The organism is Donghicola sp., assembly GCF_025210255.1.
GTDB classification, from domain to species: Bacteria; Pseudomonadota; Alphaproteobacteria; order Rhodobacterales; family Rhodobacteraceae; genus Donghicola; species Donghicola eburneus.
Genome location: NZ_JAOARZ010000021.1, coordinates 40,854 through 57,488, shown reverse-complemented (window position 1 = coordinate 57,488; position 16,635 = coordinate 40,854). Strand labels below are relative to the sequence as shown.

The 16,635-nt window shown below is 56.2% G+C and carries 16 protein-coding genes; 6 read left to right on the top strand and 10 right to left on the bottom strand.

From position 1 onward, the window contains the following. Window positions 1–6: 6 nt before the first annotated feature. From N4A58_RS07215 to N4A58_RS07200, 4 genes are all read right to left on the bottom strand, one after another. Entirely contained in the window at window positions 7–675 is a 669-nt protein-coding gene (locus N4A58_RS07215; protein WP_293708564.1) for an amino acid ABC transporter permease, read from the bottom strand. A 10-nt stretch (window positions 676–685) separates the two neighbouring features. Beyond that, on the bottom strand, window positions 686–1,354 hold the full coding sequence (locus N4A58_RS07210; protein ID WP_293708563.1) for an ABC transporter permease subunit: 669 nt from the start codon (window positions 1,352–1,354) through the stop codon (window positions 686–688). Further along, on the bottom strand, window positions 1,354–2,094 hold the full coding sequence (locus tag N4A58_RS07205) for an amino acid ABC transporter ATP-binding protein (RefSeq protein ID WP_367176802.1): 741 nt from the start codon (window positions 2,092–2,094) through the stop codon (window positions 1,354–1,356). Before N4A58_RS07205 ends, N4A58_RS07210 begins: the two co-directional genes overlap by 1 nt. Window positions 2,095–2,222: 128 nt before the next feature. Next, complete coding sequence (locus N4A58_RS07200; RefSeq protein WP_293708561.1) at window positions 2,223–3,083, bottom strand: transporter substrate-binding domain-containing protein; 861 nt, start codon at window positions 3,081–3,083, stop codon at window positions 2,223–2,225. 344 nt (window positions 3,084–3,427) lie between these two features. Here N4A58_RS07200 and N4A58_RS07195 point away from each other — a divergent pair, with 344 nt between their 5' ends. The 3 genes from N4A58_RS07195 to N4A58_RS07185 all read left to right on the top strand — a co-directional run bounded on the left by N4A58_RS07195 (window position 3,428) and on the right by N4A58_RS07185 (window position 6,651). Next, a complete protein-coding gene (locus N4A58_RS07195; protein WP_293708560.1) occupies window positions 3,428–3,841 on the top strand; it encodes a VOC family protein in 414 nt (137 codons plus the stop codon). After that, window positions 3,838–4,530, top strand: a complete 693-nt coding sequence (locus N4A58_RS07190) for a fumarylacetoacetate hydrolase family protein (RefSeq protein WP_293708559.1) — start codon at window positions 3,838–3,840, stop codon at window positions 4,528–4,530. The genes N4A58_RS07195 and N4A58_RS07190 overlap by 4 nt, the downstream gene beginning before the upstream one ends. Window positions 4,531–4,791: 261 nt before the next feature. Continuing rightward, on the top strand, window positions 4,792–6,651 hold the full coding sequence (locus N4A58_RS07185) for a calcium-binding protein (protein ID WP_293708558.1): 1,860 nt from the start codon (window positions 4,792–4,794) through the stop codon (window positions 6,649–6,651). 175 nt (window positions 6,652–6,826) lie between these two features. On the opposite strand, the gene N4A58_RS07180 is transcribed toward N4A58_RS07185, so the two are convergent. The 6 genes from N4A58_RS07180 to N4A58_RS07155 form a co-directional block, all read right to left on the bottom strand. Beyond that, window positions 6,827–7,981, bottom strand: a complete 1,155-nt coding sequence (locus N4A58_RS07180) for an alpha-hydroxy acid oxidase (protein WP_293708557.1) — start codon at window positions 7,979–7,981, stop codon at window positions 6,827–6,829. Then, complete coding sequence (locus tag N4A58_RS07175) at window positions 7,981–8,724, bottom strand: SDR family oxidoreductase (protein WP_293708556.1); 744 nt, start codon at window positions 8,722–8,724, stop codon at window positions 7,981–7,983. Before N4A58_RS07175 ends, N4A58_RS07180 begins: the two co-directional genes overlap by 1 nt. 10 nt (window positions 8,725–8,734) lie before the next feature. Then, a complete protein-coding gene (locus tag N4A58_RS07170) occupies window positions 8,735–9,499 on the bottom strand; it encodes a glucose 1-dehydrogenase (protein ID WP_293708555.1) in 765 nt (254 codons plus the stop codon). 3 nt (window positions 9,500–9,502) lie between these two features. Next, window positions 9,503–10,801: a Xaa-Pro peptidase family protein gene (locus tag N4A58_RS07165; RefSeq protein WP_293708554.1), complete on the bottom strand. Its 1,299-nt coding sequence runs from the start codon at window positions 10,799–10,801 to the stop codon at window positions 9,503–9,505. A 66-nt stretch (window positions 10,802–10,867) separates the two neighbouring features. Then, the gene (locus tag N4A58_RS07160) at window positions 10,868–11,677 is read right to left on the bottom strand and encodes an SDR family oxidoreductase (RefSeq protein WP_293708553.1); all 810 of its coding nucleotides are present in this window, start codon (window positions 11,675–11,677) and stop codon (window positions 10,868–10,870) included. A gap of 15 nt (window positions 11,678–11,692) precedes the next feature. After that, a complete protein-coding gene (locus N4A58_RS07155) occupies window positions 11,693–13,432 on the bottom strand; it encodes an extracellular solute-binding protein (protein ID WP_293708584.1) in 1,740 nt (579 codons plus the stop codon). Window positions 13,433–13,761: 329 nt separating this feature from the next. On the opposite strand from N4A58_RS07155, the gene N4A58_RS07150 reads away from it, so the two are divergent. The 3 genes from N4A58_RS07150 to N4A58_RS07140 all read left to right on the top strand — a co-directional run bounded on the left by N4A58_RS07150 (window position 13,762) and on the right by N4A58_RS07140 (window position 16,634). Continuing rightward, window positions 13,762–14,724 (top strand): sugar ABC transporter substrate-binding protein, encoded by a 963-nt coding sequence (locus N4A58_RS07150; RefSeq protein WP_293708552.1) that lies wholly within the window; start codon window positions 13,762–13,764, stop codon window positions 14,722–14,724. Window positions 14,725–14,809: 85 nt separating this feature from the next. Beyond that, a complete protein-coding gene (locus N4A58_RS07145) occupies window positions 14,810–15,613 on the top strand; it encodes an SDR family oxidoreductase (RefSeq protein ID WP_293708551.1) in 804 nt (267 codons plus the stop codon). A 46-nt stretch (window positions 15,614–15,659) separates the two neighbouring features. Continuing rightward, complete coding sequence (locus N4A58_RS07140; protein ID WP_293708550.1) at window positions 15,660–16,634, top strand: ABC transporter permease; 975 nt, start codon at window positions 15,660–15,662, stop codon at window positions 16,632–16,634. Window position 16,635 lies beyond the last annotated feature (1 nt).

The following is a 16,635-nucleotide window of genomic DNA, read 5'->3' as shown; positions in this document are numbered from 1 at the left end:
TTTCGATTATTTGACGGCCAGACCGCGCTGGTAGCGGGAGATGACCCGAACCAGCGGCCAGAGAACGGCCAGATAGAGAAGCGCCGCCAGTACGAGAGGCGAGGCGTTATAGGTCACCGAGCGCGCCATGTTGGCCGAGTACAGAAGCTCGGACAGGGACACGACGGAGGCGAGCGAGGTGAGCTTGACCACCTCGACGGTGTTGGACAGCAAGTCGGGCAGCACATTGCGGATCGCAGGGGGCAGGACAACGTGGATCATGGTTTGCGTGGGCGACAGACCGGTTGCGCGCGCAGCTTCGGTTTGACCCTTGGGGACGGCGTTGATGCCAGCGCGGAACACCTCGGCAAAGTAAGCGGAGTTGTTCATAAAGAACGCGATCACGACAGCCGAGAAGGGCGCCAATTCCAGCCCTGCAAAGGGCAGACCGGAATAGACAAAGATCAGCAGAACCAGCGGTGGGATTGCGCGGAAGAGGTCGATGTAGATGACAGACGTCCAGCGCAGCCACCCGCGGGGGCTAAGTGCGCCAAGTGCCAACATCAGCCCGCCAAACAGGCCGCAGATAATTACCACCGCGCAAAGCTGTAGCGTGGTCACCGCCCCTTTGAGCAAGAGCGGCAGCGCCTGCATCATAATGTCGATGTTGAAGAATGTGGTTAGAAACATATCCATTTTGCCGCCCTCACATCTTGTAGCTGAAGCGTCGTTCCACCCAGTGGGACGCAATGACGGCGGGGATAAAGATGATCATGTAGGCCACCGCTGCCATCGTGAGCGGCGTCGCGGAGCCAGAGAAACTTTGCGCGGACGAGGCGACGGACAGGATCTCTTTGACCCCGATCACGGAGCCAAGCGCAGTGAGCTTGGTCGTCGCGAGGATGCGATTGACCAGCGGCGGGATGCCCATGCGCACGGCTTGGGGCAGGGCGATATAGATCAGGGTTTGGAACTTGGAATGCCCCGTCGCACGGCCAGCTTCCCACTGACCAGCGGGGACGGCAGTCAGTCCGCCCCAGAAGATTTCTTCAGCAAAGGCGGTCAGAACGGCTGACAGAACCAGCCAGATCACGACTTCCGCAGACAAGCTCAGGCCCACGGATGGCATCCCGAAATAGAGGATCAGGATCAGCACCAGCGGCGGCAGGGCGCGCATGATGTCAGCAAAGACGATGATAAAGAAGTTCACGACTTTGAGGTTCGCGGTGCGGATGCACGCCAGAGCGCCCCCCAGCAGGACACCGGTTATAACGGTCGCCACGGCCAGATAGATCGTGACCCACATGGCGGCAAAGATGTCGGGCAAATACTGACCGATCACCGCCGGATTAAAGAATGTCTCGAGAAACCGCATCAGGCCACTTCATTCCCTGAAACGCGTGACAGGAACGCCTTGAGCCGGTCAGATTTCGGATTGCCAAAGACCTCTTCGGGCGGGCCTTGTTCGACGACATATCCGCCGTCCATAAAGACAACACGATCCGCTGCCTCGCGGGCAAAGGCCATCTCGTGGCTGACCACCAGCATGGTCATGCCTTTCTGGCGCAGCTCTTTCATCACCTTGAGGACCGAGCCAACCAGTTCGGGATCGAGCGCAGAGGTCGGCTCATCAAACAGCATGACTTTGGGATCAAGTGCGACCGCGCGCGCGATCGCGACACGCTGCTGCTGACCCCCAGACAGTTCCGAAGGGCGCGCATCAGCCTTATGCTTCAGACCCACTTGATCCAGCATGTCGAGCGCGCGCGCTTCGGCCTCTACCTTGGAGCGGCCAAGCGCCTTCACCTGCGCGAGCATCACGTTTTTCAGGACGGTCATATGCGGGTAGAGGTGGAAACCTTGAAACACCATCCCGACTTTCAGCCGCATCTTGTCCAGATCACGGCGCGGGATGTCGGTGATACGCTCATTGTCGATCATGATGGCGCCGGACGTCGGCTCTTCGAGCCGGTTGCAACAGCGCAGCATCGTGGATTTGCCTGACCCCGAAGGTCCGATGACAAACACAAGCTCCCCTTCGCGCACCTTCAAATCTATATTCTTGAGAACCTCGGTTTGACCGAAGCTTTTCTCGAGCGCGTGTATCTCGAGCATGGCGCGGGGCTGGGACATAAGGGGGGCCTCTGTGGTCTTGGGGTTTGGCCAGAAACAAAGTGCTGGCCCGTCAAAGCCGAAGCTGGAGGGGGACGACGGGCCAGACCTGTGAGAGATGACGCGACGTCTTAGAACGTGCAGGTCACCTCGTGTTCGGTCGCGTCATAGCCCGCGAAATCCGGTGTACCGTAGCCCGGCGTCGGGGTGACGATGGTCGTGCCTTCGGCAGGGGTGACGCCAAACCATTTTTCCGACAGAGCGACCATGGTGCCATCGGTCTTGAGGCATTCGAGAACGCTATCGATCAGGTCACGGGTCGGCGCGTCATCCTTGCGAAAGGGGAACGCCCAAACGAGGCCGGTTTCGTATTCATAGGACAGCTCGATCGCGGGGTTCTTTTTCACGGCCCACGCCGAGGTCGTCGCACCACCGAGAGAGGCATCTGCACGGCCCGAAGTGACGGCCTGAATTGCGTCAGTGTTGGTGCCGAAAGAAACAACTTCCCAACCATATTCGTCGGCGCGGTCAGCGAGGAAGGACTCGTAAACCGAGCCTTTGTTCACCGCGATGGTTTTGCCCTTGAACCCGTCAAGGTCGGTGAAGTCTGCCGCTTCCGAGCCTTGGGGGACGACAAACCGGAAGTTGGTTCCCATGAAACCTTCGCTGAACAGCAGGTTTGCGGCACGCTCTTCGGTGACGGTCACAGGCGCGACGAGGAAGTCATAGGTGCCCGCTTGCAGGGCAGGGATCAGGCCCGAGAATTGCGCAGCGGTCACTTCAATCGGTGCGCCAAGCTTTTCGCTGATCGCGGCGGCGAGGTCGATGTTGAAGCCTTCGACATCGCCCGACATGGTGGGCATGGCGTGGGGCGCAAAGGTCCCGTCGAGGGCAGCTTTGTAGCCTTCGGACTTGATTTCGGCAGGGGCAGCCAAGGTCGCGGTGGCCAAACCGAAGAGGGCGACAGAGGCGAGGAGGGGAGTTCGGATCATAAGCTCAGTTCCTGTTGGGTTGGGGAGGAGGGGCGCTTGTTAAGGCACGCCCTTGAAGTCAAAACGCCACTTTTCTGAGCGAGTGCCAATATAGATTTGGATTATTATACAAGTAGAATTATATCCTCAGATTATACTTTGAAGCGTGGGCTTTCCGTTGCGCAAGTTTCCGATGTCGGCGTAACATTCTGTTATAAAATAGTTTTTAAGGCCCACGAGAGATGCACTTTAAGATAGCTCTTGGCTTAAAGAGAGATCGTCGCCATCTGCACGCCCCTTTACGCTTTGTCCGCAACTGCGCAAATAAGAGGCAATTCTAGCTCCATCCCCGAAAGGAAACCGCAATGAAGTCCCTCTTTCACCTTGCGCTTCATGTTACCGACCTTGACGAGACTCGCCGCTTCTACGGCGACGTCTTGGGCTGCGAAGAAGGACGCTCAACAGACACATGGGTCGATTTCGATTTCTTTGGTCATCAGTTGTCGTTCCACTTGGGCAAGCCGTTCGAGGTGACTCGCACCGGAAAAGTCGGGGATCATATGGTCATGATGCCCCACATGGGAGCAGTTTTAGCTTTGGATGATTGGAAAGCATTGGCGGAACGGCTGGAGCAAAACGGTGTTGCCTTCGACATCCCACCGGTTATTCGTTTCGAAGGCGAGCCGGGCGAACAGCGTACCATGTTCTTCTTCGACCCCTCGGGCAACCCGATCGAGATCAAAGGCTTCGCCGACTTCGAAGGTCTGTTCGCAAAATGAGTGACGCACCCAAGTATGCCTTTGAGCCGCCCGCGATCCCCTCGCTCCCTATTGCCGGAGAGGAGGCGCGCTTTCCCATTCGCCGGATTTATTGCGTCGGCCGCAACTATGCAGACCATGCCCGCGAGATGGGGCACGATCCGAACCGCGAACCGCCATTTTTCTTCTCAAAGCCAGCGGACTCGGTGACCCAAGGCGGTCAGGAGGTGCCTTACCCACCGCAGACGCAGGACTTGCACTACGAAGGCGAATTGGTTGTTTGTCTCGGTTCCGGTGGGCGCGATCTGGATCTGGCCGCTTCAGAGCGCACCATCTTTGGCTACGCCGTGGGCAACGATCTAACCCGCCGCGACATGCAAGCAGAGGCGAAGTCGCTCAAACGCCCTTGGGACTTGTCCAAAGGCTTCGACGGCGGCGCCGTGATCGGACCCGTTAAGCGCCAAACAGGGAGCATCTCGTCCGGTAAAATCCAGAGCGTCGTCAACGGTAAAACACGCCAATCGGGCGATCTAAACCAGATGATCTGGAATATCCCCGAAGTCATTTCAGCGCTCTCGCACTCGGTTGAATTAAAAACAGGAGACCTGATCATGACCGGCACACCTGCGGGTGTCGGCAGCCTGTCGCAAGGGGACTTAGTCGTTGTGGAGATCGAAGGTTTGGGAAGGATTGAGACGAAGATTGTCTAAGTGTCGGTAAGGCTTTTCCAGAAAGACGCGATCTAATCCCCTTCGGCAGTACTCAACCTTAAAGGATAATTCCAACAGAAGTACTGTGCTCAGAGTAATGCCGATGTTGTTCGAGTTTGGCAATACTTCTGGGACTGGTGGAATCGGCGACTTGAAATCGTTCGTATATGTGATTGAAACTTTGGGGTGTTAGGCGACGTATCCGTTTGACGCCACAAAGCGCTGGTGCACCAAAGTCAATTTACCAAGGGACCTTACAATATGGCAGGCACGATTTACCTGAATGGCGACGAGGGCGGAAGCCTGACGAAGTTCTATATTGAGGTTACCTACGAATACAGCGAAGCGCCTTTCGCAGAGACGCTCAAGGTCGATATCCTTGGTCCCTCATTCGCGACCGCTGATCTTTATAACGCTGAATGGTTAACGATCGGGGATGGCATCTCGATCGGACAGGCTCAGTACGGATCATTGAATGATCCGACCGAGAGTGGGAACTGGTCAGTGGGCGATCAAAGTGGTGGGGGTGATTGGCTGGGATCCGATTACTACAAAGGCAGCGTCGGAGAGATTACAACGTCATCGGATGGGTATGACGCATGGCGTGACGAGGGGAGACCTCGACCATATAATTACGACGAAAAACCGGCTTCGATCTGGGTCATCAAATACCTCGACGGAGATGAGCTGGAGCAGGTGAAAAGCGCGGCGGACGAGGTTATCTACCTAAACGCTGACGAGGATAGCGACGATTCCGGCGTGATCGGCGGGTCAGGCGGGACCAGTGACCCGGTCGACACCGCTGGCACTGGGGACACTAATACGGACGTTCTTGGGCAAATCAGTGCGTTTTTCGCGTCCAAAACCTTGGCCCCGTCACAGTTCGTAGACGAATATGCCGACGATATTCCGGACGGGTTTGTCCGCCCGCACACCAGTTTTGACGACGACGGGCTTTTTGGCATTGAAGCCGCGCCTGTGTCATATGATCTGGACCTTCGCAGCATGCTGCAATCCCCTATGGAAGCCGCAACAACATACCTAATCTCTGATGCCCTTTCACAGGTTGGCACCGGTTCGCTGGCGGGATTGTTTCCCACATTGAACGCGGCAGAAACATTCCAGACCAGTCTATTAGATATCTTTATCAATCCCAGCTTGCAGTTGCTGGATCTCTTGGTGGATGAGAACGGCAACTTCGTCGATGCCGACACTCTCAATACATGGTTGAAGGCAAACGAAGTTCATCAGGACGCGGTCGCTAAATTCTTGTTTCAGAACACAGGCACGGTCGGGTCGATCGTCGAGGGGATTGCGTTCGCCGGACGCGATACTGGCGACGCGCTGATGGGCGCCGCAATCAATACCCAAGAGAATGACGGTTACTTTGCGTCGTCTGCCTCGGCTTATTTTGATGCGGTGGGGGTTCGGTATGTCGGCAGCCAGGGGGCGGACAACGCGTACGGGACGGACGGACGTGACTATATTTTCGGCGGACATGGCAACGATAGCGTATTTGGCGCCGAAGGGGATGACTGGATCGGTGGTGGTGACGGTGACGACCAACTTCTCGGCTCTGGCGGCAATGACATGATTGCTGGGGGCGCAGGAGATGACGACATCGACGGACACGACGGCCGCGATAAACTGTGGGGCGGCAAAGGCGACGACTTTATGACGGGCGGCGCTGGTAACGACAAACTCAAAGGCCAAGGCGGCGGCGATTCGCTCTTTGGATTTGGCGGCAAAGACAAGCTCTTTGGCAACGGCGGAGCAGATGCGTTGTATGGTGGGGATGGCAAAGACGTCGTTAAGGGCGGCGGAGGCTCTGACATGGTGACCGGCGGTGCTGGCAGCGACAAGCTGTTTGGCAACAAAGGCGCGGATACTTTTCTCTTTTACGCAGGGTCTGACACTGACCGCATCAAGGACATGCGCGCGGGTCAGAACGACACCCTCCGGATTTATACCGAAGACCTCGGCGTTACGACCTTGAGTGATCTGGATGCTCTGGCCACCGAAAGCAACGGCAACGTCTATTTTGACTTTGGTGGAAGTGATCTGCTGATCATCGAAAACGTGTTCTGGAATGACATCCGAGAGTCCGTGGACCTGATGTGATGGATCAGTACGCCCGCCCTTGGCAAATCGCTAACCAATGGGCCGACCGCCGTGAGACGCTCGACCCAACAGTTTCTTGGCCGCACCAGATAAGCTTTTGATTTCTTAGCACGCTTGTCTTCTGCGCCCAAGATGCACACGTGTCTACGCAATCATCGTGACAATAAGGGGAAGGCTACAGATGACGACGAAGTGTCCTATCCGTCAGGTTTTCGGCTCCGACTTGTACGATCGAAGGGGTCCCGAGTTGGCCAAGCGCACGAACGAGTTCGAGTTTAAGGATTTCTAACGCCCGTTCGGCACCCGTGCGACCTGCTGCCCCAACCCCATAGGCCATTGCCCGACCAACGAGAGAAAAATCGGCCCCAAGCGCTTTGCCGCGCATGATGTCGGCCCCGCGCCGAATGCCGCTGTCCACGATGACGGTCATGCGTTTATTCACGGTCTCTGCAATTTCGGGCAACACCTCGGCTGTTGATGGCCCAAACGCAACTTGCCTGCCACCATGATTGGAAACGACGATGCCATCGCAGCCCATGTCCGCACAACGATCCGCGTCTTCGGGATGCAAGATGCCTTTGACCACAAGCTTTCCGCGCCACCTGTCACGCAGTTTTTGCAAGCTCTCCCAAGAGAAGCTTGGGGTGATCAGGGTCTTTTGCACCTCGGCGTAAGAAGTGGCTTGCTGCAAAAGATCTGCATAATTTGCTACATTCGGCTTGCCGTGACGTAGACTGGTCAGAGACCATCTCGGATGGCATGCACATTGCGCAATGACCTCTGGGGTAAAACGAAACGGCACCGCAAGCTGATTGCGGATATCTCGATCGCGCTTGCCAGCGGCTGGGACGTCAGCAGTTACGAACAACACATCGTATTGCGCTGATTCCGCTCTGGAAATCAGACTCTCGGTGACATCATCGCTACCCGACACGTAAAGCTGGAACATTCCGTTGCCATCTGCGGCTTCGGCCAGACGTTCCAGTGCCGTCGATGCTGCCGACGAGGCGACATAAGGTATATTCTCTTTCTTGCAGAGCCGCGCGAGCGTCAGGTCCGCGTCTGGCCAGAAGGCATTGAGCACCCCGATCGGCGCCATCCCAAAGGGCAAGTCGTATGTTTTGCCAAATAGAGCCATGCGCGTATTTATCCGCGCAACGTCGATCATATAGCGAGGGGTCAGCTCGATTTCTTCGAAAGCCTCGACATTTCGTCGCAAGTTCCGCTCTGACTCCGCGCCACCATCCACCAAATCAAAGGCGAAGCCCGGGATACGGCGACGGGCCATCTCGCGGAGATCGTCAATACATGCAGCACGGCTTAGTTTCATTAGATTGACCACCCACCATCGACCGCGAATGCCTGACCTGTCGTAAATCCAGCCATGTCAGACGCTAGATAGCACACCATTTCCGCAATTTCTTCAGGCGTTCCAAGTCGGCCCATGGGTTGCCGCTGCTGGAATGCAGCAAGCGCCTTATCAAAGTCACCTGTTGCACGTAGGCGGTCTTCTAGAGATGGGCTTTGCACGGTACCCGGACAGATCGCATTGCAGCGTATGCCGTCTTGTACAAAGTCGGCAGCGATAGACTTGGTCATCCCAATGATCGCCGCTTTGGACGCGCCATAAGCGAACCGTCGCGGGGCACCTTTTTCGCTCGAGACGATTGAAGCGATATTCACAATCGCTCCCGTGCCCGTTTCTAACATTCCCGGCAAAACCGCTTTGGTGATCCGGTACATCGCCTTGGCATTCAACGCAAAGGAGCGGTCCCATGCCTCTTCGTCACAGTCCAGTATACTGCCATCATGGACCCATCCCGCGCAGTTTACGAGAATGTCGATGCGTGGGTTATTCTGCACCAATTCATCGATTGCATTGGAATCCATGACGTCGAGGCGCTGTGCCGTGATGCCCGCCTGTTCGTCTGCAAGAGCGGCGACGCCGTCGCCATCGATGTCCGTTGCAATGACGTCGGCTCCGCGCGCCGCCAGAGCCAATGCCGAGGCACGCCCGATACCGTTCGCGGCAGCTGTTATAACGGCAGTTTTTCCTGCAAATGTAGTACGCATGTTCTTTTCCTTAGCGTGCGAGCCAACCGCCATCGACTGTGACGCAGCTACCATGGCAATATGCGGCCGCGTCAGAGGCCAAAAATACAGCCGCACCTGCGATCTCGGCGGGTTCGGCAAAACGGCCTGCGGGAATGCGGTCAAGTAGCGCCTTTGACCGTTCGGGATCGTCGCGCAAAGCTTGGGTGTTGTCTGTCGCCGTGTAGCCTGGTGCGATCGCGTTCACGTTCACACCGTGCGGCGCCCACTCGTTACAGAGCGCTTTGGTAAGGCCGAGAATGGCGTGTTTCGAGGATGCATATCCCGGAACGCGCAGTCCGCCCTGCGAGCCGAGTACAGAAGAGACGATCAGGATCTTTCCGCTACCTTGAGCCACCATACGCTTGCCCGCCGCTTGGGACAGCAACCAAACACTGTCCAAGTTGACCGACAACACACGGCGCCAATCGGCCAGAGACATATCTCTGCTATCCTCGCGATGGATGATCCCTGCGTTGTTCACGAGGATGTCCAAGCCTCCGAGTGCATCTGCAGCAAAATTGACAACATTTGCAGCCGCGTCTTCATCAATGTCGGTGAAATCAGCGCGGACCGCCGCTGCCTTGCGTCCCGTCGCCTCAATCTTGGCAATCGTGTCTTCGGGTGCGTGGCTGCGGTATGTCAGCGCGACGTCTGCGCCAGCGGAGGCAAGGGCGAGGGCAATGCCCTCACCAATGCCCGTCGCACCGCCAGTCACCAAGGCCTTGCGGCCGGTTAGGTCGAACAGATTTGTCATGGCTTAATACCGGTTCGCGATGGGCAGTTCCTCGGCCGGGAACAAGCTTATCACTTCGCAGCCAGTTTCCGTGACGACCACTTCTTCTTCGATCCGGGCGGCGGAATAACCGTCCGCGGCCGGGCAGTATGTCTCTAGCGCAAAGACCATACCCGTCTGAATCTCCATCGGGTGATCCAAAGAAATTGCGCGGCTGATGATGGGCCGTTCATGCAGTGCCAGTCCCAAGCCATGACCGAATTGCAGGCCAAACGCCGCATCTTCATTGGGGAACCCGAACTCTTCAGCTCGTGGCCAGACTTCGGCCACTTTGTCCGTCGTCACACCGGGTTTGATCATGGAAATTGACGCATCAATCCACTCTCGCGCTTTGATGTAGGCATCATTCTGTGCGGGCGTGGCTCTGCCGATATTGAAGGTCCGGTAGTAGCAGGTTCGGTACCCCTGGTAGGACTGCAGGATGTCAAAGAACGCCTGGTCTCCGGGGCGGAAGAGACGGTCTGTAAAGTTATGCGGATGGGGATTGCATCGCTCGCCCGAGATGGCGTTGATTGCCTCAACGTCATCAGACCCCATTTCGTAGAGCATTTTGTTCGACAGCGCGACGATGTCATTCTCGCGAACGCCCGGCTTCAGCTCTTCGTAAATCATGTGATACACGCCATCGACCATGGACGCGGCCTGTGTGAGGAGTTGGATTTCATCCCAGTTTTTGATCTCGCGCGCGGCCAGCATGATCTGTTGACCGTCGATGACGTGCAGACCCTCTTCTTGTAGCGCGTGGAACATGGCTGTTTCAGCGTAGTCTACCCCGACAGGCATGTCCGCCATTCCAGCGTCGCGAATGAGGCCTGCAATCTGCTTGGCGTATTTCTTCATCAGCCCGAACTCGGGCGGAATGGTACCGCGCATACCAACGACACCAGCGAGACAGTGATCTGGTTCAAGCCAGTCGGAGTACCGTTTGTGGTGCTCCGCGGCAGAGCCAAAATCCCAAACGTAGGGGCTGTCATCGCCTGTGAGCAGACAGAAACGACACATCTTGTCTCGCTCCCATTCGCCAATCTTCGTCGCAGACACGTAGCGAATGTTGTTTACGTCAAACAACAGTAGAGTGCCCGCAGGAGAGTTCTGCAGGGCTTGACGGGTGCGGGCAAGGCGGTAGCGACGCAAACGATCGTGGTCGATGCGGCGTTCGAAATCCACCGACATATGTCCCCAAGCGGGTAGCTTGTCGCGCCATTCCCAATTGGGTTCCAGATCTTGGGGGGTGAGCATGTTCGGCATCAGAGCGCGTGACATAGAGAACTCCTTCGGGCACACAGCGCGGCCCGTTTGTAAGTGTGAAAACTGAAGAAAAAGAGAAGGTTACTTGGTAACCCAGCCACCATCGATCGAGATCATCTGCCCGGTCATGTAGTCGCTATCGTCGCTGGCAAGAAAAGACGCGGTGCCAACGATGTCTTTCGGATAAGAAACGCGCTTGACCACTAAGTTATTGGCAACGATGTCGTCATAGGCTTGGCCTTCGCGCTCTTTGAATCCGATCTCGACCAAGTCTTTGTCGAGCTGCTCCCAAAGGGGAGTAACCACAACGCCGGGCGCATAGCCGTTAACAGTAATATTGTGTTCGGCCAGTCCCAGCGCCCCGCACTCGGTCAGAGCAAGACAACCGTATTTCGACGTGCAGTAGACAGTCACATCCACCAACGGCTTCTTGGACGCGATACTACCAACGTTGATTAGCTTATAGGGATGATCCTCCATAGGGCCTTGTGCGATCATCTGGCGCGCGGCCTCTTGCATCCCGAGCCACATCGCCTTGGTGTTCACGTTCATGATCATGTCCCAGTTGTCTTCATCGATATCCATGAAGAACCGAGGTTTATTCAAGCCAGCGTTAAACAGGGCAACGTTTATGGACCCAAAGGCGTCGACCGTCGCGGCAACCGCTTTGGCGTTATCTTCTCGTTTAGTGACATCCATTTTCACAGCAATGGCGCGGCCCACACCTTTGGCATTGATCTCATCAGCGACCTTCTGCGCCTCGGACTCGTCTAGGTCGCCGAGGCAGACGTTCGCGCCTTGCGCAGCGAAAGCCTCGGCGTTGGCTGCCCCCATGCCGCGCGCGGCACCGGTGATCAGTATGTTCTTACCTTTCAGTCGATTGGGGTCCATGTATCCCTCCCTAGATTACAGTTTCCCGTTTGGTGTTATGACTGCGTCGGCCCGTATCTGCGCTCTGCGGAGCGCTTCCTTCGGGGACACGATGCCGCGCAACATGTCGTGAAATTCTTCGCCACAGATCTGGATAATTTGTCCTATTTCGGGAACCGGCGGACGTGGCCAGAACTGCAGCTCGTCTCGCCAAGACATTCCATCCACAGCCTCGAAGATGGTCGAACTACGGCGCACTTCGGGATCCGAACCCACTGAGTAACGCGGGTTCGTCCGGCTGCCGTTCTGGACATATAGTTTCTGTGCCTCGGGTGAGGTGAAGACTCTAAGTGCTTGGATTGCCGCGGGTATTCGCTCTGGCGCAAGGTTCGCGGGGATGCCCATGACATACCCTCCGACAGGGGCGACCGGACGTTTTCCGGGCGCTGGCGGATGTGGCAAATAACTGGTTTGTCCGCATGCTGGCGAGGTTTGATCTAGTTCAAAATACGGCGCAAGCAGGGTGTAGCCATAGGCCATCGCAACAGTCCCAGCTGCATATGGTCTGACCCGTTCGTACCAAGACATCGAAAGAATATCTGGAGGAGAATAGCGCAGAAGTTGCAACAAGAACTCCGCCGCCTTCAGCCCATTTTCTGTATCGATCGTTGCCCGGTAGTCCCCCATGGCAAGTTTATCAGTATCGTATCCGCCCGCCATTTTGGGCAGGTCGAGTATAGGCTGGTCGAAGTCCGCAAAGGTCATCAAGACCGTGTGTCCCAGTGCTGTTCCGCGCGCGGCATTCCATGCGATTCCGTATCTACCGCGCTTTGGGTCGTGCAGAGTGCGTGCTGCCTCTAGCAACGCTTCGGTCGATGTGGGCGGCTCTAGGCCCGCTTTTGCGAATAAATCGTGCCGATAAAACAGCAGTTCTGGAGTGGTCTGCGCCGGGACACCGTAGGCCCTGCCATCCCAGTGCGCACCATGCCAACCGGCGGTATGAAAATCCGCAGTGTCCAAGGATGCCAGATCCATCACTTGATCCAGTGGCATCAAAACGTTCTTGCTGGCGAATTCTCCTATCCAAGGCAAATCGACCGCGATGATGTCATATCGGCTGTTCTCTCGTTTCGCGTTGCGCAAGGCTTCCTCGCGAAGTCGATCAATCGAAAAAGCCCGCTGGCTGATATCTGTGCCGATGACCTGTTCGAACTGGCGCTTGAGCGCGTCCATTACCATGAAGGTTGGATCACCGTGCACTAGAGCGCGAATACCACCGGACACCTTGAGAGGTTCGGGTAGGACACGCAACGGCGGAATGGACTGCGCCGCAATGTAGCTGCCTCCGTAATAATAGTCCTTGGTGTCTTGCCCGCGCGCCAAGCCGCCAAAGGCACCTTCACCGACGCGGCGTAGGCGACCAGAAAGTTGCATCCACCCCTCAAGCATCGTCTCGCTAGGGTGCAGTGAAAAGCTTTTGCCTGTGGTTGTACGGGGGCGCTGCTCGATCAAGCCTTCGTCGATCATTTCTCGCAGGCGACGGTTTGCGGTGGCGTAGGGGACACGGCTGGCGCTAATCAACGATGATGCTGTTACCGTTTTGCCCTCGAAATGCCCTTCCATCAGGTGGATCATCATGCGCAGGTGCGGATTTGGCGCTAATAGGTCATAGGCACCATCCACCTCGTCGGTCACGCTTTCGAGGAACGACAGCATGGCAATTGCATCCGACTTCGCCATCGGCGTGCCAGTACTCTGCCGTATATGTCCCCCCATATCTTTCATGCCCTTCGCGTGCCCTGTATTGCTGAGCGTTGTTCCGGCCTGCGGAAGCATTCTGTCCAATTCGGATGAATTCTTTCGTGCCATCGCTTAACTCCTAGCAAGATGTCCAATGTGGGATTGGTAACGTATCCTAAAAATGTCCATTTCGGATGCAGTATAATCCAATATGAATGTTTTTGTGGGATCCTTTCGCACTACAACTGGGCAAGCTGAGTCTCGTCGTCTGGCACAGCTAGATGCGAAACAGGCTCGCAAGGGCCTAGGGGTACGCCGTTGAGGAGCAGCACGCCCCGCCGCTAAATCTTTTGGGAGGAAGAAACATGACAATCAGGACCATCCTGTCCGCGACCACCGCAGCTGTCGCATTTGCAGGTGCCGCCATTGCTGGCGGACACGGGGACACCATGAAGATCGGCATCACGCAGAACAACGTGGGTGTCGATAGCTATCAAACCACGTATGAGAAGGCTTTCATCGAAGCTGCCAACGCCAACGATATGGTCGAAACTGTGGTTTTGGACGCAGGCGGTGACGTTGCGCGCCAGATCGCTCAGGTAGAGGACCTGATCCAACAAGAAGTCGATGCGATCATCATCTGGCCCACAAACGGCGAAGCCGTGATCCCTGCCGTTCGCAAAGCCCATCAGGCAGGCATCCCTGTGATCGTGACCAACTCGAACATCGCAGAAGCTGGCTTTGATTTCGTGAAATCCTTCTCGGGTCCCGACAACATCACGCAGGGTGCACGTTCGGCAGAGATCATGTGCGACAAGTTCAAAGAGATGGGCGTCCAAGACGAAGCAAATGTGGTCCACATCACAGGTCAACCTGGTTACACCACCGCGATTGAGCGGGCGAAAGGCTTTGAAGATCGCTTGCCCGAGGTCTGCCCCAATGTGACCGTAATAGACACACAACCCGGCGACTGGAACCGTGAAAAGTCGCAGCAGGTTATGGAAGCATTCTTGGTGAAGTATGATGACATCGACGGCGTGTACGCGGGTGACGACAATATGGGGGTTGGCGCGCTGAATGCCGCCAAGGCTGCGGGTCGCGAAGGTATCATCTTTGTCGGTGCGACGAACTTTGCCGTAGGTTACGAGGCCATGGCTGCGGGTGATTACTGGGGATCGATCTATCAGTCTCCTGTTGATGACGCGAAGGCAGCGCTCCAGACCGCCATCGACGTCCTGAAAGGCGAAGATGTACCATTCCTGAATTACTTCGACACGCCGAAGATCACACAGGACAACATGGATCAGTTCACAAAGCCAGTGTTCTAAATTTTCCTCCTGTGGTGCGGGGAGCCGAGTTGCTCTCCGCATCGCTCTAGGCATTTCAGTTTACTATCGCACAGGGAAGCACGCCATGGGACGTGTCACAGATCGCGTTTGCCTTGTCACGGGTGCCGCTCGTGGAATTGGCCGGGCAATCGGCGAGGCCTTGCTCGCAGAAGGCGCAAAAGTTTGTTTTGCAGACATTGATGAGATCGGTGCCGCTGCGGTCGCAGATAAGAACCGTGCACGTTACGGGGACAAGGTGACTTCGGCAGCCGTAGACGTCACTAACCGCGCGCAAGTGCGTGCAATGATTGAACACACGGTCCAGACCTTTGGGCGTCTTGACGTAAAGTTCAACAATGCCGGTGTAAACAAGCCGATGAATTTCATGGATGTCGACGAGGCCAACTGGAATTTCATAATGGGCGTCAACGGTTTGGGCTGCATGATCGGCATGCAAGAAGCCGCACGGCAAATGATTGCGCAGGGCCGTACCCAAGATGGGATGGCTGGCAAGATCATCAACACGGCCTCGATTGCAAGCCGCCAGGGATACGATAACGTCGCGCCTTACTGCGCGTCCAAGTTTGCCGTCGTTTCTCTGACCCAATCCGGGGCACGCGACTTGGCAAAACACGGGATCACGGTAACTGGTTTCGCGCCGGGTGTGGTTCAGACAGAAATGTGGGAGCAGGTCGATCAAGACCTGATGGAGATTGGCGCCTCGGAGCGCCCCGGACAGGCCATGCAGGAATTCTCTGCGTCCATTCTCAAAGGGCGTGTCGCCAGTCCGCCGGACATTACCGGAACAACCACGTTCCTCGCGTCCAAAGATAGCGACTACATGACGGGCCAGATCGTTATGATCGACGGAGGGATGGAACTGGTCTGACCACAACCAGACCACGCACAACGCCTACGGTTCAAGGGAGGGGATCATGGCACGATTAGATAGGGGGAAGATCGGCGGTTTGCTGGCGAAACAGGGCATCCTGATCGCCTTTGCACTGTTCATGATTGTCTTCACCATCGCCAATCCAAAATTCATCACAATTGATAACGTTTTCAGTGTCATGCGGTCATCCGCGATCCTTGGTGTCATGGCTCTTGGGGTCACCTTCGTGGTGATCAGTGGCAACTTGGATCTTTCTGTGGGATCGATGATGTCATTCTCGACCATCGTAGTGTTAGACCTGCATGACAAACTTGGTCCCGCGCTGGCGATACCAGCCATGTTTGTGATGACGCTTTGCCTAGGTGCTTTCATCGGATTCCTTGTGGGATATCTCAGGCTCAATTCGCTCATAGTAACGCTCGGAATGCTCTCAGCGATCCATGGATTAACGCTGACCTACTCCGGTGGCCAAAACATGGACATAGCCGACAAAGAAGGCACGTGGTTTTCTGTATTTGGACAAGGCACCGCCCTTGGCATTCCGGTTCCGATCCTGATTTTCATCGCTCTCGCCGCACTTCTGGGTGTCGTGCTTGCAAGAACGCCGTTTGGCCGCAAAGTCTATGCCGTCGGTGGCAATGGGACTGCGGCGACCTTCTCGGGGATCCGCCGCGCGCGCACGGTCTTCACCTGTTATCTGCTGTCTGCCGCATGCGTGGCGACTGCTGGGGTTATTCAGGCCAGCCGCTCGCTTGGCTCGCAAAACACGGTAGGCCAGGGGCTTGAGCTAGAGGTTCTCGCGGCTGTGATCCTTGGGGGGGCTTCTTTGCTTGGCGGCTCCGGAACGATTTTCAAAACTGTTGTCGGTGTCCTGATCCTGGGGTTCATCCAGAACGGCCTGCTTTTGGTCGGCCTGCAGTTCTACGTCCAATTTGTGGTGACTTGGGTCATCATCATTCTTGCAGTTTGGCTCGATATTGCAGCCAAGCGCGGCAAGCTACTTTCGCACATCGCGTGAA

Excerpts from the sequence above, each read along its gene's own strand:
- N4A58_RS07205 (WP_367176802.1), bottom strand. The coding sequence starts at position 2,094 with ATGCTCGAGATACACGCGCTCGAGAAAAGCTTCGGTCAAACCGAGGTT.
- N4A58_RS07145 (WP_293708551.1), top strand. The coding sequence starts at position 14,810 with ATGGGACGTGTCACAGATCGCGTTTGCCTTGTCACGGGTGCCGCTCGT.
- N4A58_RS07140 (WP_293708550.1), top strand. The coding sequence starts at position 15,660 with ATGGCACGATTAGATAGGGGGAAGATCGGCGGTTTGCTGGCGAAACAG.
- N4A58_RS07170 (WP_293708555.1), bottom strand. The coding sequence starts at position 9,499 with ATGACAAATCTGTTCGACCTAACCGGCCGCAAGGCCTTGGTGACTGGC.
- N4A58_RS07180 (WP_293708557.1), bottom strand. The coding sequence starts at position 7,981 with ATGAAACTAAGCCGTGCTGCATGTATTGACGATCTCCGCGAGATGGCC.
- N4A58_RS07210 (WP_293708563.1), bottom strand. The coding sequence starts at position 1,354 with ATGCGGTTTCTCGAGACATTCTTTAATCCGGCGGTGATCGGTCAGTAT.
- N4A58_RS07200 (WP_293708561.1), bottom strand. The coding sequence starts at position 3,083 with ATGATCCGAACTCCCCTCCTCGCCTCTGTCGCCCTCTTCGGTTTGGCC.
- N4A58_RS07165 (WP_293708554.1), bottom strand. The coding sequence starts at position 10,801 with ATGTCACGCGCTCTGATGCCGAACATGCTCACCCCCCAAGATCTGGAA.
- N4A58_RS07195 (WP_293708560.1), top strand. The coding sequence starts at position 3,428 with ATGAAGTCCCTCTTTCACCTTGCGCTTCATGTTACCGACCTTGACGAG.
- N4A58_RS07160 (WP_293708553.1), bottom strand. The coding sequence starts at position 11,677 with ATGGACCCCAATCGACTGAAAGGTAAGAACATACTGATCACCGGTGCC.
- N4A58_RS07185 (WP_293708558.1), top strand. The coding sequence starts at position 4,792 with ATGGCAGGCACGATTTACCTGAATGGCGACGAGGGCGGAAGCCTGACG.
- N4A58_RS07175 (WP_293708556.1), bottom strand. The coding sequence starts at position 8,724 with ATGCGTACTACATTTGCAGGAAAAACTGCCGTTATAACAGCTGCCGCG.
- N4A58_RS07155 (WP_293708584.1), bottom strand. The coding sequence starts at position 13,432 with ATGGGGGGACATATACGGCAGAGTACTGGCACGCCGATGGCGAAGTCG.
- N4A58_RS07190 (WP_293708559.1), top strand. The coding sequence starts at position 3,838 with ATGAGTGACGCACCCAAGTATGCCTTTGAGCCGCCCGCGATCCCCTCG.
- N4A58_RS07215 (WP_293708564.1), bottom strand. The coding sequence starts at position 675 with ATGGATATGTTTCTAACCACATTCTTCAACATCGACATTATGATGCAG.
- N4A58_RS07150 (WP_293708552.1), top strand. The coding sequence starts at position 13,762 with ATGACAATCAGGACCATCCTGTCCGCGACCACCGCAGCTGTCGCATTT.